Below are 14,443 nucleotides of genomic sequence, written 5' to 3'. Positions count from 1 at the left end.
CTCAATCGCGCTTCAGGGTGCCGCGGCCGGCGGCGAGCCGCAGTGCCCGGCCGAAGGCCCAGCTCGACAGCGGCAGCAGCAGCGCGGTGGCACCGAGCAGGACGCCGGCCGAGCCGATCCAGTCGCCGCCGGTCAGCGCGGCGCGCAGGCCGTCCAGGGCGATCCGGCTGGGCAGCACGATCGTCAGCTGGGGCAGTGGGCCGGGTAGTTCGGACACCGGGAAGTACGTGCCGGAGACGAAGGAGAGCCCGACGACGAAGAGTCGGGCGGCGCCGTCGCCGTGCCCGACGGCGACGGTGAACGCGGCGAGGGCGATGCCGACGCCCATCATCGCGGCGCTGCCGGCGACCAGGACGACGGTCACCCCCCACCAGTCGGCGTGTTCGGTGCGCAGGCCGAGCACGCTGCCGAGGATCGCCAGGTAGACGCCGGCGCGCAGCAGGGTGAACAGGAACGGGTAGCCGGCGGTCCCGATGGCCAGCGCGGAGACCGGTACGGGTTGGGCGGCCAGCAGCTCCAGCGTCCCGCTGCGCTGTTCCCGGATCACCCGGCTGGTCAACTGGGTGCTGGCGGCCTGCAGGACGAGCAGGAAGGTAATGCCGACCGCCACGAAGTCGAAGTAGCTGGGCGAGTGGGCCAGGTCAGTGCCCGCGGACGGAGTCAGCACCCGGGAGATGAACAGGAAGACCACCAGGTTCACCACGCCGAAGGCGAGGTCCAGCAGCAGTGGCAGACGGAACTGCCGCGGGTCGCCGAGGTCGCGGCGGACCAGGGCGAGGACCATCCCGGCCGGGTTGGCCCCGCCGGCCCGGCGACCGAGCGGCCGGGTGGTGGTCGCGGCCGGGGCGGTCGGCGTCACCGCGCCGCCGAGAGCGTCAGGGCGGACTGGCACCGGCTCCGGTCGTCGGCGTGGTGCGAGGCGATCACGCAGGTCAGCCCGGGACGTCGATCGAGCGCCGCCCACAGCAGCAGCCGGGACGTGTCGTCGAGCGACCGGCCGGGCTCGTCGAGCAGCAGCAGCGCGGGTTCGGCCACCAGGGATCGGGCGATGCTCACCCGGGCCCGCATCCCCGCCGAGCAGCGCTCCACCGCGACGCTGGCGTAGCCGGTCAGGTCGAGCTCCTCTTCGATCCGGGCGACGGCCGGGCCGACGGCACGCCGGGGCAGCCGGAGTCGGGCGACGAGGGCCAGGTTCTCCCGCGCCGACAACTTCTCGTACAGGCCCTGCTCCGGGGCGAGGCAGACGCCGGTCAGCCGCCGGGCGGGCAGTGAGCCGACCGGATGGCCGCCGACGGTGGCCTGCCCGGCGCTGAGGGTCAGCGTGCCGGACAGGCACCGCAACAGCGTGGTCTTGCCGGAACCGTTGCTGCCGCCGAGGAACATTCGGGCACCGACCGGGACGTCGAGGTCCAGGTCGGTGAAGATCACCCGACGGCCGAACCGACGCTGCGCCCGGCGTACGGCGAGCATCGGCGTTGCTCCCACGACGGGGCGCGGGTCAGAGCGAACCGTCGCCCCCGCCACCCAGACCGTCGTCGGGGCCCACCGTGCCGCCCTTGGTCAGCTCGGCGAGGGTGCCCAGGCGCTGGATCGTCGGTGGCCGGTAGTCCGGGACGGCCGTCTGAGGCGTGTCCAGCTCGCGGTGCGATGTCATCGGTTCTCCCTACTCGGATCGGTGTTGGCCCAGCATAAACGGTCATCTAGCCCAATGCGTCGATAACACGTCCCCAGTGCCGAAACACCGCAGAACAGCGAAAACAACTCAACTAGTTCCCCGCGCCGTGCCCCCGCGCCGTGCCCCCGCGCCGTGCCCCCGCGCCGTGCCCCCGCGCCGTGCCCCCGCGCCGCCCGCGCCCCGCGCTCCCGGCGTCGATCTAGGGCATATCGCTGCGGATGGAGATCAACAAGCACGGTTTTGCCCTAGATCGGCGCGGGGAGCGCGGGGGGCGCGGGGGCCCGGCGCGGCGGGGCGCGGCGGGGCGGGGCGCGGGGGCGGGAGGGGGCTCAGGTCACTAGCAGCAGCGCGCCGACCGCCGCCACCGTGCCGGTGACCGCGAGAAGGGTGCTGGTCAGCACGAACCGTCGTACCGGCACCGACACCTCGGCCGCGCGGCAGCGTTCGAACCACAGCAGGGTGGCCAGCGACGCCCACGGGACGGCCAGCGGGCCGATGTTGGTGCCGATGAGCAGGGCCAGCAGGCGGGTGTGGTCGTGGGGCGGCAGCACCGACTCGCCGGCCAGATAGGCCGGCAGGTTGTTGACCGCGTTCGCCAGCAGCGCGCCCGTACCGCCCGCGCGCAGTTCGCCGAGCGTTCCGCCGTGGCTGCCGAGCAGGCCGCCCACCAGGTCGTCCAGCCCGTACCGGCCGAGGGTCTGCACCACCAGGAACAGACCGGTGACGAAGAACAGCAGCCGCAGCGGCACCAGCCCTGGGCGCAGCGTGGCGGGGGATCGTACGACGAACCCGACCAGCACCAGCGCCAGCGCGACGGTGGAGGCGAGGCCGATCTCCACGCCGGCGAGGATACCGGCGACGAAGAGCAGACAGCCGGCGAGCGCGGTGCGGTGCAGCACCGGATCCGGCGGTACGTGCCGGGCGGGCGGAACGAAGCGCCCTCCGGCCGGCGCGTCCCGCCGCCACCAGCAGTACCAGAGCAGCGTCATGGTCACCGTCACCGCGGCGGCCTGCGGCAGCGCCATCCGGGCCGCGTACGCCAGCGGTGACAGGCCGACGTGGTCGGCGGCCAGCAGGTTGGTCAGGTTGGACACCGGCAGCAGCAGGCTTGCCGTGTTGGCCAGCCAGACCGTGGTGACGGCGAGCGGGCCGGCCGGGACGCGCAGGGTGCGGGCCAGCGCCAGCAGCACCGGGGTGAGCAGCACGGCGGTGGTGTCGAGGTTGAGCACGAGCGTGGTCACCGTGGCGAGACCGCCGCAGAGCAGGAACAGCGCGGCCCAACTGCCCCGGGCGGCGATGGCCAGTCGACTGGCCAGTACGTCGAAGACACCGGCCACGGCGGTCAGCTCGGCCAGCACGATCACCGTGCCCAGGAAGAGCAGCAGCGGCAGGATCCGGTGCAGGGTCGCGGTGGTCTCCGCGCGCGGCAGCAGCCCGCTCAGCGCGCAGGCCGCGCCGACCGCCGCGAGGACGACCGCCACCACGTCGAGCGGGTGGGGACGCCAGGGCGCGGTCGGCTCGGGCGGGGCGGGCGGCGCACCCGCGGCAGGCTTCACATCTGACGACGCTCGCACAGCTTGCGCCCGGCCGCCCGCCAACCCCGGGCCCTGGTGACCATGACCACCAGTCGACTCGCCGGGCCGTGTGGACCATCCGGGCACGGAACCCGTCAGACGGGGCCTTCGCGGTGGACAACCGTCGATCGCTCCCATAGCGTCCAACGGATATGCGGAGGACCCTGCCGGCCGTCACCACGGCCCTACTGCTCGCCCTGACGTCCTGCACCACAGCCACCCCGCTCGGCCCGGACGGCGTGACCGTTCCGTCGCCGGGCAGCACGCCGACCGCCTCACGGCAGGACGCCGGCCAGGCCGAGCGGACCCTGGCCAGCCTGCGCCGGGTCGACGACCTGCCGCTGTACGAGATGACCTACCTCGGGGCGTACGACCCGACGGTCGGCACGGACGCGACCCCGCCCAGCCCGTTCGGCTGTTCCCTGTTCGCCGCCTCGGGTGACCCGGCCCGACCCTTGTTCGCCCGCAACTTCGACTGGGCCGCCAATCCGGCGATGGTGCTGCGGACCGACCCGCCGGACGGCTACGCCGCCATCTCGCTGGTGGACCTGTCGTACCTCGGGGTCGGCGCGGATCCGAGCGGCGACCGGCGGCTGCTGAACGCGCCGCTGCTGCCGTTCGACGGCATGAACGAGCGGGGCCTCGCGGTGGGCCTGGCGGCCGACGACGCGGCGAGTTACCGCCCCGACCCGGCCAAGCCCACGGTCGGTTCGGTACGGATCCTGCGGCTGGTGCTGGACCGGGCCGCCACCGTCGACGAGGCGGTGGCCCTGTTCACCCGGCACAACCTCGACTTCGACGGCGGTCCGCCGCTGCACTACCTGCTGGCCGACGCGACCGGCGCCTCGGCGGTGATCGAGTTCGTCGACGGCGCGCTACGGGTCGAGCGGGGCACGGGTCGCTGGCAGGCGCTGACCAACGTGCCGGTCGCCGGGGTGCCCGAGCAGCGACGCCGCGAGGACCGCCGGTACGGGCTGCTCGCCACCGCCCTGAGCCAGGCCGACGGGGTGCTGGACGCCACCGCGGCGCACCGGGTGCTGACCACCGTTCGCCAGGGCAACACCCGCTGGTCGGTGACGTACGGCCTGCGCAGCGGCGAGGTCCGCCTCGTCACCGCGAACGGCGGCGGCGAGCGGCGCTACCAATTGCCGATGAGCTGAGCGTCGTCCCCGCACGTGGCCGGGCCCGGCCCCCGGAGATCGGGGACCGGGCCCGGTGTCGTGCTGCGGTGCCGCCCAGCTCGGTGCGCGGTGCCTACCAGCCCAGGTAGCTGGGCTGGGTCTGCACGTTGAGCTCCGGGTAGCGGGTGAGCTTCGCCGTCCAGGTACGCCAGTCGTTCAGCTCCAGGACGTCGAGGCCCTTGACCATGTCGTTGGAGTAGATGTGGCCGTTGTAGTAGTACGCGGACCACGTGCCACCACCGACGAACGTGTCGGCCGAGAGCGGGCCGCGCTCCCAGAAGGCGATCTCCGTCGGGTGGGCCGAGTCGGTGAAGTCCCACACCGAGATGCCACCCTGGTACCACGCCTGGACCATGATGTCCCGTCCGAGCACCGGGATCAGCGAGCCGTTGTGCGCCACACAGTTCTCGGTGTCGGCGTTGACGCGCGGGATCTTGTAGTAGCTGCGGAAGGTCATCGTCCGCGAGTTGCCGCGACCGGTGATGTCGTAGATGGCGTCCGCGCCACGGTTCGGCCCGATGGCCTCGTTGCAGGTCGCCGCGCCGCCGCCGCCCAGCTCGTCGGTGAAGATCACCTTCGTGCCGGAGTTGTTGAAGGTGGCCGAGTGCCAGAACGCGAAGTTGGTCGTGTCCCGGACGCGGTTGATCACGCGGGGCGCTTCCCGGTTGCGGATGTCCAGCAGGATGCCGTCACCCATGCACGCACCGGCGGCCAGGTCCTTGGACGGGTACGCGGTGATGTCGTGGCAACCCGTGGTCGCCGACCCGGTCTCGCTGCCCGGGAAGCCGCCGTCCGGGAAGAGGTTCGGAGTCGAGATCACCGACGCCTCGGTCGGCTTCTTCACCGGCACCTTGATGATCGAAATGGAGTCGTGCGGCGGCTGGCAGTCCGGAAACTCCGCCCGCGGGCTGTACGACGACACGTACAGGTAGATCGCCTTGCGGTCCTTGCCCGGCACCAGGGTGTGGGTGTGCGAGCCGCAGGCCGTCTCGACGGACTTGATGTAGCGCGGGTTGGCCTTGTTCTTGATGTCGAAGATCTTGATGCCCTCCCAGGACCCCTTCACGTCCGCTCCCTGCGTGGTGCTGTTGCAGGAGTCGTCGCTGCGCGACGAGTCGGTGGAGAGGAAGAGCAGGTCACCGTGGAGGGAGATGTCGTTCTGCGACCCCGGGCAGAGCACCCGGGCCACGACCGTCGGCGCGCTGGGCCGCGAGATGTCGTAGATGACGAACCCGTTGTAGTTGCCCGCGAAGGCGTACTTGCCCTGAAAGGCGATGTCGCTGTTGGTCGCGTCCAGCGGGGCGACCTTGGGCACGTTGGCGATCTGGCGCAGGTTGGGGCTGCTCACGATCTCGTCGACACCGGGGATGGTGTTGACGGCGGCCGCTGGGGCCGCTTCCGGCGCGACCTGCGCGTTGCTCGCCGGGGCGACGAGGACGCTGGCGACGAGCAGACCGGTCGCGGCGAGGCCCACGATCCGGAGTTGTCGTAACCGTGGCTTGTGGAGTCTGATCATCGGCGAAGGCCCTTCGCGAGGGGGGAGACGATGGGCGTCACGTTACCGTCCGACGAAGAGCATCGATGTGACTCAGGTCACACCGGAGGCTCTTCGTCAATGGATAACATCGCGGTGACCTCGACCCCAGGGAGTGGCTCATGACCAACCGGCGCGCACGCATCCTGGCGATCGTCACACTGGCGCTCGTGTTGCCGCTGGTGGCCGTCGTCGTGATCCGCGCCGGGGGAGACTCGACAACGGGCACCGCGCGGCCGGTCTCGACGCCGGTCGCCACCACGCCCGCGGCGAGCCCCATCCCCACCGACCTCACGGTCATCGTCCCCGGCCGCCCGGGCGAGTCGGCGGCCACCCGCCCGGCCACCGAGGTCCGCGGTGCCGGCGCGACCCCGCACAACGCGTTGGACGTCGAGTTCGTACGGATGATGATCCCGCACCACGCGCAGGCCCTGGAGATGGCGCGGCTCGCCCCCGACCGGGCCGCCGACCCCGACATCCGCGCCCTCGCCGACCGGATCCAGGCCAGCCAGGGGCCGGAGATGGGCCTGATGCGTGGCTGGCTGCAGACCCGTGGCCTCCCGGCCGAGGTCCAGGGGCACGATCACGGCGCCATGCGGGGCATGCAGTCGCCGGAGGCGATGCGACAACTCGCCGCCGCCCGCGGCGCCGACTTCGACCGTCTCTTCGTACGGATGATGACCGAACACCACCGGGGTGCCATCGAGTTGGCCACCAACCTGCTCACGGTCGGCGCCGACCTGACGCTCAACGAGTTCGCCAACTCGGTCGCCACCGAGCAGACCGTCGAGATCGACCGCCTGCGCGAGGTCCTCGGTAGCTGACGTCGCGAGGCCGGCCCCGCGGCACACGTACGCTGGGTGATCGTGAGACGCACCGTGTTTGGTCGCCCGCTGCGCGGCGTCGCCTTCGACGTGGCGGTCTCCGGCGTGGTGGCGCTGGTCAGCCTGACCGCCGCGGTCAGCCAGCCCGGCGGCTGGGCGGCCACCGGAGTCGGCGTGGGGATGGCGGCGGCGCTGCTGTTCCGCCGCGCGCACCCGAGCGCGGTGACCGTGGTGGTCGCGGCGCTCGCCCTGGTGCAGGTGATCGCCCAGTGGGGTCCGCAGGCCTACGACGTCGCCGTCCTGATCACGCTCTACAGCGTGGTGAAGTACGCCGAGCGGCTCCGGGACGGGGTGGTCGCCGGTGGGGTCGCAGCGGTGGGCGTGCTGCTCGCCGCCGCCCAGACCCCGGGCGTCATCAGTTGGTGGGTGACCGCGATCTGGTACGCGCTGGTCACCGGCGCGGTCTGGCTGGTCGCGCTGAACGTGCGTACCCGGCGCCTCTACGTGCTCAGCCTCGAGGAGCGGGCCAGCACCCTGGAACGCGAGCGCGAGGCCGAGTCCCGGGCGGCGGTGGCCGAGGAACGCACCCGCATCGCCCGCGAGCTGCACGACGTGGTGGCGCACAGCATGGCGGTGATGATCGTCCAGGCGGACGGCGCGCGGTTCATGCTCGACCGTGACCCCGAACAGGCCCGAACGGCGGTGAAGGTGGTCGCCGACACCGGCCGGCAGGCGCTGGAGGAGATGCGCCGGCTGGTCGGCGTCCTGCGGGACGCGGGCCCGGCCGGCGGGGACGGGCCCGCGGTGGCCGCCGACCCGGAGCACCGTCGGCTGGCCCTGGCCGAGCTGCCCGAACTGCTGGCCCGGTTCCGTGCCGCCGGGCTGCGCGTCCGGCACACCACCGACGGCGAGCTGCCGGCGCTGCCGCCGGGCCTGGAGCTGACCATCTACCGCGTCGTGCAGGAGGCGCTGACCAACGCGCTCAAGCACGCCGGCGTCGGCGCCGAGGTCGAGCTGACCCTGACGTACACCCTCGACGCCGTCGTGGTCCGGGTCCGCGACGACGGGCGCGGCCGTCCGGTGGTCAGCCCGGCGCCGTCCGGCGGTCACGGCCTGCTCGGCATGCGGGAGCGGGTGACGGTGTACGACGGCAGCCTCACCGCGGGCCCCCGACCGGCCGGGGGCTGGCAGGTCGAGGCCCGGCTGCCGCTACCGTCGGACCCGGCAACGGAGGTGATCGCGGCATGACGGTCCGGGTGGTGATCGTGGACGACCAGGCGCTGGTTCGCGCCGGGTTCCGGATGGTGCTGGACTCCCAGCCCGACCTGGAGGTGGTCGGTGAGGCGATCGACGGCGCGGACGCGCTGCGGGTGCTCGCCCGCACCGAGGCCGACGTGGTGGTGATGGACATCCGGATGCCGACCATGGACGGGGTGGAGGCGACCCGACGGCTCTGCGCCGACCGTCCCGCCGGCCCACCCCGGGTGCTGGTGCTGACCACGTTCGACACCGAGGCGGACGCGTTCGCCGCGTTGCAGGCCGGGGCGAGCGGATTCCTGCTCAAGAACGTCCCGCCGGAGGAGCTGCTGGCCGCGATCCGGGTGGTGGCGCAGGGCGACTCGGTGGTCGCGCCGTCGATCACCCGGCGGCTGCTCGATCGGTTCGCCGGTCAACTCGGCGCCGGCCCGACCGCCGACCCCCGCCTGGCCCAGCTCACCGAGCGGGAGCGCGAGGTGCTGCTGCTGGTCGCGCAGGGGCTGTCCAATGCGGAGATCGCCGCCCGGGTGCACGTGGCCGAGGCGACGGTGAAGACCCACGTCGGGCGGATCCTGGCCAAGCTCCACCTGCGCGACCGGGTCCAGGCGGTGGTGCTGGCGTACGAGAGCGGGCTGGTCACGCCCGGCGGGTGACCCGGCGTACGACCTGAGTCGTACCGGCCGCCGGGCTCACCGCGACCCGGGGCGCACACGGGTCGAGCGCGCAGGTGGAGATCGATCGACCCGTACCGGCCATAGCGTCGGAGAGGTCGCGATCCACACCCGCACCGGGGAGCCCCACATGATCCGCCTGACCCTGCGCTCGTTACGTGCCGAGGCGCTGCGCATGCTGCTCTCCGCGTTGGCCGTCGTGCTCGGCGTCGCGTTCATCGCCGGCACCCTGATCCTCGTCGACGGAATGCGGGCCGGCGCGTACGACCGGGCCGGTGCCTTCGACCGGCACACCGACCTCGGGGTCTACCCGACCGGCAGCACTCCGCTGCCCGCCAGCCTGGTCGACCGGGTCCGGGCCGTCGACGGGGTGACCGCCGCCGCCGGAGAGCTGACCGGCACCGGCGGTGTCGTCGGCGCCGACGGTCGTCCGGTGCTCGGCTACACCATGCTCGCCGCGATCCCCACCGAGGACGCCCTGCGCTCGTACGACGTCATCGCTGGTCGGTTGCCCGACCACGCGGGGGAGGTGGTGCTCGACGCGCCGACGGTCGCCGAGGAGGGCTTCGTGCTCGGCGCTGCGGTCCGCGTCGGCGGCACCGGCGGCGCTGCCCGCCCGTACACCCTGGTCGGAACCGTCGACGTGGCCGGCACCGTCCGCGACATCGGTGGTCCGTTCGTGGGCCTGGTCGGCTCGGACGCCCTCGCGGTGACCGGCGAGCGTGGGTACGGCCGGATCGTGGTGGCGGCCCGACCGGGAACCTCCGGCACGGCGCTTGCCGACCGGGTGCGCGCCGTGGCCGGCACCGATGCCACCGTGAAGGGCCGTCAGCAGATTCTCGACGAGGCGGTCGAGGAGGCGGTCCGCAACGTGGAGCAGTTCCGGATGCTGCTGATGATCTTCGTGGGGGTCGCCGTGGTGGTGGCCGGCTTCGTGATCGCCAACACCTTCGCGATCGTGTTGGCCCAGCGCACCCGGCGGACCGCGCTGCTGCGTCTGGTTGGCGCCACCCGGGGGCAGGTCTTCCGGGCCACCCTGCTGGAGTCGGCGGTGATCGGGGCGGTCGCCTCGGCGCTCGGCGTGCTGCTCGGGGTGGGCCTGGCCGGTGGGCTGCGGGTGTTGATGTCCCGGCTGGACGCGCCGGTCTCCGACGGGCTCACGGTGACCGCGTCGACCGTGCTGAGCGGTCTGCTGCTGGGCACCGCGCTCACCGTGGGCGCCGCCCTGCTGCCGGCCTGGCGGGGCACCCGGGTCGCCCCGGTGGCCGCGCTCACCGACGCCCAGGTGCAGCCCGGCAGGGGCGCGGGTCGGCTCCGGCTCGCCCTCGGCGCGGTGGTGCTGGCGGCCGGCGTCGCCGCGCTGGCCGGAGCCGCCAGCGCCGGCCAGCTGGTGCTGGTGGCGGCCGGCGGGGTGCTGGCCTTCTTCGGGATCGTGCTGTTCGGGCCGGTGCTCGTCCCGGCACTGGTCCGGGTCTTCGGCTGGCCGGTCCGCCAGCTGGTCGGTGCGACCGCCGGGCTGGCGGTGACCAACGCGGTCCGCAATCCCCGCCGGGTCGCCGCGACCGCCACCGCCCTGGTGATCGGAATCGGACTGGTCTCGGCGTTCGTGGTCGGGGCCCGGAGCACCAAGGACGGCATCGAGCGCAGTGTGGACGCCGAGATCGGGACCGACTTCGCGGTCAACGGAATCGGTCAGACCCTGCCCGCCCCGCTCGCCGGTGAGCTGGCGGCCCAACCCGAGTTGGGCGTGGTGCACGAGCAGATCAGCACGGTCAGCGCCGGCGTCGAGATCCGTGCCGCCCATCCGGCGCTGGTCGGCCGCACGGTGACCGACGTGCTGGCCGGTGACGTCGGTCGGCTCGGGGCGGGGCAGGTCCTGGTGCACCGGGAGTTGGCGCAGCAGCGTGGCTGGCAGGTCGGCGCACCGGTCACGGTCCGGGGGCGGACGTTCCGGGTGGCCGCGGTGGTCGCCGACGACACGCGGGCCATGGTCGCCAGCGACGCACCGGCCGGTCACGTGATCGAGATGGCGGACGCGGACTTCGGCGCGCTCTTCCCCCGGGAACGGGGCGTCCTGGCCGAGGTCGACCCCGCGGCCGGGGTCAGCGCGGAGCGGGCCCGGGACGCGATCGAGGCGGTGCTCGCCCGCTACCCCACGGTGAACCTGATGGACCAGGGCGCGTACAAGAAGATGCTCACCGGCACGATCGACATGCTGCTGGCCTTCGTCACCGCGCTGCTCGGGCTGGCCGTGGTGATCGCCCTGGTGGGGGTGGCCAACACGCTGACCCTGTCGGTGGTGGAGCGGACCAGGGAGAACGCGGTGCTGCGCGCGGTCGGCATGACCAGGGGCCGGATGCGGGCCATGCTCGCCGTCGAGGCGGTGCTGATGGCACTGGTCGGCGCGGTGCTCGGCGTCGGGTTGGGCACCGGGGTCAGTGCCGCCGCGATGGCCCTGCTGGCCCGTCTCGGCGGGGACTTCCACGTGGTGCTGCCACTCGGCCAGCTCGGATTGCTCCTGGGGGTCGCGGTGCTGGCCGCGCTGCTCGCCTCGGTGCTGCCGGCCCGCCGGGCGTTGTCCCGACCGGTCGTCGAGGCGCTCGCCGACCAGTGACGGCACCGAGGTCGCGCGGCCGACGATGCCCGGCGGTGTCGTGGTGTCCGACATCCGCCGGCCGGCCCCGCCGTCTTCCCCGGCGACGGGACCGGCCAGCGGTGCCGGGTCTACAGGCGCTCGACCATCGGGCCGACGCACCGGTTGCGGGTGTCGAAGACGTACCGGGCGTGCTGCACCACCAGGTCGTAGTCGAAGCTGTCGTGGTCGGTGACCACCACCACCGCGTCCGCGTCCCGTACCTCCCGCTCGGTCAGAGCGACCACGGTCACCCCGGCGGGTATCTGGTGTGGCTCGGCGTACGGCTCGACCGCGTGCACCTGGGCGCCGAGGGCCTGCAACCGTCGGGCCACGTCGACCGCGGGGGAGTCCCGCATGTCACCGGTGTTCTTCTTGTACGCCAGCCCGAGCAGCAGGAGCCGGGCACCGCTGACCGCCTGGCCGGCCCGGTTCAGCCCGCCCATGATCCGTTGCGCGACGTGCTCGGGCATCTCGTGGTTGACGTCGTTGGCCAGCTCGATGAACCGGAACTGTCGGCCGAGGCGGCGCTTGACCTGCCAGGACAGGTAGCAGGGGTCGATCGGCAGGCAGTGCCCGCCCACCCCCGGACCGGGCCGGAAGGGCAGGAAACCGAACGGTTTGGTCTCCGCCGCGTCGATGGCCTGCCAGACGTCGATGTCCAGGTGGTGCGAGAGCATCGTCAGCTCGTTGATCAACGCGATGTTGACCTGCCGGAACGTGTTCTCGATCAGCTTGGTCAGCTCGGCGACCTGGGTGGAGTCCACCGGCACGGTGCGCTCCACGAGGCGCCGGTAGAACCCGTCCACCCGGGCCAGCGACGCGGGGTCCACACCGGAGACGACCTTCGGGGTGTTCTCCAGCCGCCAGTTGGGGTTGCCGGGATCGATCCGCTCCGGGCTGTAGCCGAGGTGGAAGTCGCCGGGGCTGCGCAGCCCGCTGGCCTTCTCCAGCAGCGGACGCAGCAACTCCTCGGTGGTCCCCGGGTAGGTGGTCGACTCCAGGATCACCGTGCAGCCGGGCCGCACGTACGGCCCGATGCCGACGCCGGCCTGCTCGACGAAGCTCAGGTCGGGGGTGCCGTCACGCAGCGGCGTGGGCACCGTGATGACGCAGATGTCGAAGCCCTCGGCGTCGGTGTACTCGGTGCTCGGGTTGTATCGGCCGCTGCCCAGCGCCCGACCCAGCCGATCGGTCGGGATGTCCTCGATGAACGACTCGCCGGAGGCGAGCCGCTTCACCCGATCGGCGTCGACGTCGAGGCCGACCACATTCAGCCCAGCCTCGACGGCCCGCATGGCCAACGGCAGTCCGACGTATCCCTGGCCGATCACGACCAGCTTCTCAGCGCTCACCCGGGCTCCTGCGGCAGACGGTGGAAATGACCTGCTCGGAGCCTAGAGGGGTCTTCGGCGACGTAAGTCCGTTTTGGGGATATCGGTGCTGGTGGGGTCAGTGTCGCCTATCGGATCAGCCGGGCGGCGGCCCCTCCGGGTCGACCGGCGTGGTCTCGGTGTCGGTCGGCTCGGGCGTGGGGGGCGGGGCGGTGGTCGGCGGGGCGGTGGTCGGCGGCGCGGTCGTCGGCGGTGCCGTGGTGACCGTCGGCGTCGGCGTCGGCGGGCCGGTCGTCTCGCTGGGCTGCGCGCTCGGTGTCGCGGTGACCGAGGCCGACGGGGTCACGCCGGGGCCGGCCGGCCGGTTCGGCCGGGCCGGATCCATGGTGATCTCCTCGTTCGCGGCCGGCACGTCGACCTCGTCACTCGGTGCCACGGTCGGCGAGGTGGTCGGCAGCTTGACCGCCGGCTCCTCATTCGCGTTCCGCGCGGCACCCAGTGCCGCGCCCAGCCCGACCAACGCGACCAGCACGGCCGCCGCCGCGCCGACCAGTGGGCCGCGTCGGCGCGGACGATCAGCCACCGCCGCGCCGACCGGCACGTCGGTACGGGTGCCCGGTCCGGCGTCGCGCAGCGGGGACGCCGCCGGTGCCATCGCGGTGGGTGGTTCGCCGTCGGTCACCGCGGTCCGTGCGGCCTCGGCCATCGCCGCGCCACTGGTGAAACGCTCGAGCGGATCCTTGGCCAGGGCCCGGGACACCAGGGCCCGGACCGCCTCCGGGATCTCGTGCGGCAGCTCCGGCGGCTCGTCGTCCAGATGCCGGACGGCAACCTGGAGCGGGTTGTCGCCGGTGAACGGCGGGCTGCCGGTGAGGCAGCAGTAGGCGACCGCGCCGAGAGCGTAGATGTCGGTGGCGCCGCTGACCGGTCGGCCGGCGGCCTGCTCGGGCGCCATGTAGAGCGCGGTGCCCGGCACCGCGTTGGTGCTGGTGATGCTGGTGACGTTGGTGGAGCGGGCCACGCCGAAGTCGACCAGGACGACCGTGCCGTCGGCCTGCACCAGCAGGTTGCTGGGCTTGACGTCACGGTGCACGATGCCACCGCGATGTGCCGCGTTGAGCGCCTGGGCGGCCTGCGCCACGATCGACATCGTCTCGGCCACCTCGAGCCGGCCGGCCGCCTCGATCATCTTGGACAGCGGCTCGCCGTCCACGAATTCCATGACCAGGTAGTCCGCCCGACCGCCGTCGGGCAGGTCGTCCGCACCGCAGTCGTAGACCTGGACGATGCCGGGGTGCCGCAGCGCCGCCATGATCCGCGCCTCGGCCCGGAACCGGGCGATGAAATCGGGGTCGGACACGAGCGCCGGCAGCAGGACCTTGACCGCGACCTGCCGGCCGAGCACCACGTCCGAGGCACGCCAGACGTCGCCCATGCCGCCGGTGGCGACACGTTCGTCCAGGCGGTACCGACCGCTGAGCACGACCTCCGATGACAACACAGCCTTACCGTACCCAGACTGGCCCGGAACGGCGCGCCGCGGGAGCTCGGCCGGGCGGCTGGATCCACCGATACATACGGTCTGACCTGGGGCAACGTGGTCGTTCTGTGACGGTTTGACGACGGCGCGTGACAAAACCCGACACACGCTGCCGTACGCGTATCCGATGATGGTGGTCGATTGAACCCCGGCGCGGGGAGTGTCCGCAGGTCACGGCGGCGCGATGGCCGGCCGAGTTGAAAATTGTCACGGTTCCGTGA

At 72.8% G+C, this 14,443-nt stretch carries 12 protein-coding genes; 5 read left to right on the top strand and 7 right to left on the bottom strand.

Going from position 1 to position 14,443, the window contains the following annotated elements; genetic code table 11:
• Position 1 precedes the first annotated feature (1 nt).
• The 4 genes from ACFQGL_RS25140 to ACFQGL_RS25125 form a co-directional block, all read right to left on the bottom strand.
• On the bottom strand, positions 2–892 hold the full coding sequence (locus ACFQGL_RS25140) for an ABC transporter permease (protein WP_377514886.1): 891 nt from the start codon (positions 890–892) through the stop codon (positions 2–4).
• On the bottom strand, positions 856–1,470 hold the full coding sequence (locus tag ACFQGL_RS25135; protein WP_377514885.1) for an ABC transporter ATP-binding protein: 615 nt from the start codon (positions 1,468–1,470) through the stop codon (positions 856–858). The genes ACFQGL_RS25140 and ACFQGL_RS25135 overlap by 37 nt, the downstream gene beginning before the upstream one ends.
• 28 nt (positions 1,471–1,498) lie before the next feature.
• Positions 1,499–1,654, bottom strand: coding sequence for a lasso RiPP family leader peptide-containing protein (locus ACFQGL_RS25130; RefSeq protein WP_377514884.1), 156 nt, complete (start codon positions 1,652–1,654; stop codon positions 1,499–1,501).
• A gap of 350 nt (positions 1,655–2,004) precedes the next feature.
• On the bottom strand, positions 2,005–3,231 hold the full coding sequence (locus ACFQGL_RS25125) for an ArsB/NhaD family transporter (protein ID WP_377514883.1): 1,227 nt from the start codon (positions 3,229–3,231) through the stop codon (positions 2,005–2,007).
• 170 nt (positions 3,232–3,401) lie between these two features.
• Here ACFQGL_RS25125 and ACFQGL_RS25120 point away from each other — a divergent pair, with 170 nt between their 5' ends.
• Entirely contained in the window at positions 3,402–4,409 is a 1,008-nt protein-coding gene (locus ACFQGL_RS25120) for a linear amide C-N hydrolase (RefSeq protein ID WP_377514882.1), read from the top strand.
• 94 nt (positions 4,410–4,503) lie between these two features.
• On the opposite strand, the gene ACFQGL_RS25115 is transcribed toward ACFQGL_RS25120, so the two are convergent.
• Positions 4,504–5,946: an LVIVD repeat-containing protein gene (locus ACFQGL_RS25115; RefSeq protein ID WP_377514881.1), complete on the bottom strand. Its 1,443-nt coding sequence runs from the start codon at positions 5,944–5,946 to the stop codon at positions 4,504–4,506.
• A 140-nt stretch (positions 5,947–6,086) separates the two neighbouring features.
• On the opposite strand from ACFQGL_RS25115, the gene ACFQGL_RS25110 reads away from it, so the two are divergent.
• From ACFQGL_RS25110 to ACFQGL_RS25095, 4 genes are all read left to right on the top strand, one after another.
• The gene (locus ACFQGL_RS25110; protein ID WP_377514880.1) at positions 6,087–6,788 is read left to right on the top strand and encodes a DUF305 domain-containing protein; all 702 of its coding nucleotides are present in this window, start codon (positions 6,087–6,089) and stop codon (positions 6,786–6,788) included.
• 36 nt (positions 6,789–6,824) lie between these two features.
• Complete coding sequence (locus ACFQGL_RS25105) at positions 6,825–8,036, top strand: sensor histidine kinase (RefSeq protein ID WP_377514879.1); 1,212 nt, start codon at positions 6,825–6,827, stop codon at positions 8,034–8,036.
• Complete coding sequence (locus tag ACFQGL_RS25100) at positions 8,033–8,698, top strand: response regulator (RefSeq protein ID WP_377514878.1); 666 nt, start codon at positions 8,033–8,035, stop codon at positions 8,696–8,698. Before ACFQGL_RS25105 ends, ACFQGL_RS25100 begins: the two co-directional genes overlap by 4 nt.
• 148 nt (positions 8,699–8,846) lie before the next feature.
• Positions 8,847–11,330 (top strand): ABC transporter permease, encoded by a 2,484-nt coding sequence (locus ACFQGL_RS25095; RefSeq protein ID WP_377514877.1) that lies wholly within the window; start codon positions 8,847–8,849, stop codon positions 11,328–11,330.
• 110 nt (positions 11,331–11,440) lie between these two features.
• Here the strand turns inward: ACFQGL_RS25095 and ACFQGL_RS25090 are convergent, their stop codons facing one another.
• Both ACFQGL_RS25090 and ACFQGL_RS25085 read right to left on the bottom strand, forming a co-directional pair.
• Positions 11,441–12,703, bottom strand: coding sequence for a nucleotide sugar dehydrogenase (locus ACFQGL_RS25090; RefSeq protein WP_377514876.1), 1,263 nt, complete (start codon positions 12,701–12,703; stop codon positions 11,441–11,443).
• Positions 12,704–12,818: 115 nt separating this feature from the next.
• Complete coding sequence (locus tag ACFQGL_RS25085; protein ID WP_377514875.1) at positions 12,819–14,183, bottom strand: serine/threonine-protein kinase; 1,365 nt, start codon at positions 14,181–14,183, stop codon at positions 12,819–12,821.
• Between the last annotated feature and the right edge of the window lie 260 nt (positions 14,184–14,443).

This window comes from Micromonospora vulcania, from assembly GCF_042658605.1.
Lineage (GTDB): Bacteria > Actinomycetota > Actinomycetes > Mycobacteriales > Micromonosporaceae > Micromonospora > Micromonospora vulcania.
This window is presented reverse-complemented; position numbering and strand designations above follow the sequence as displayed.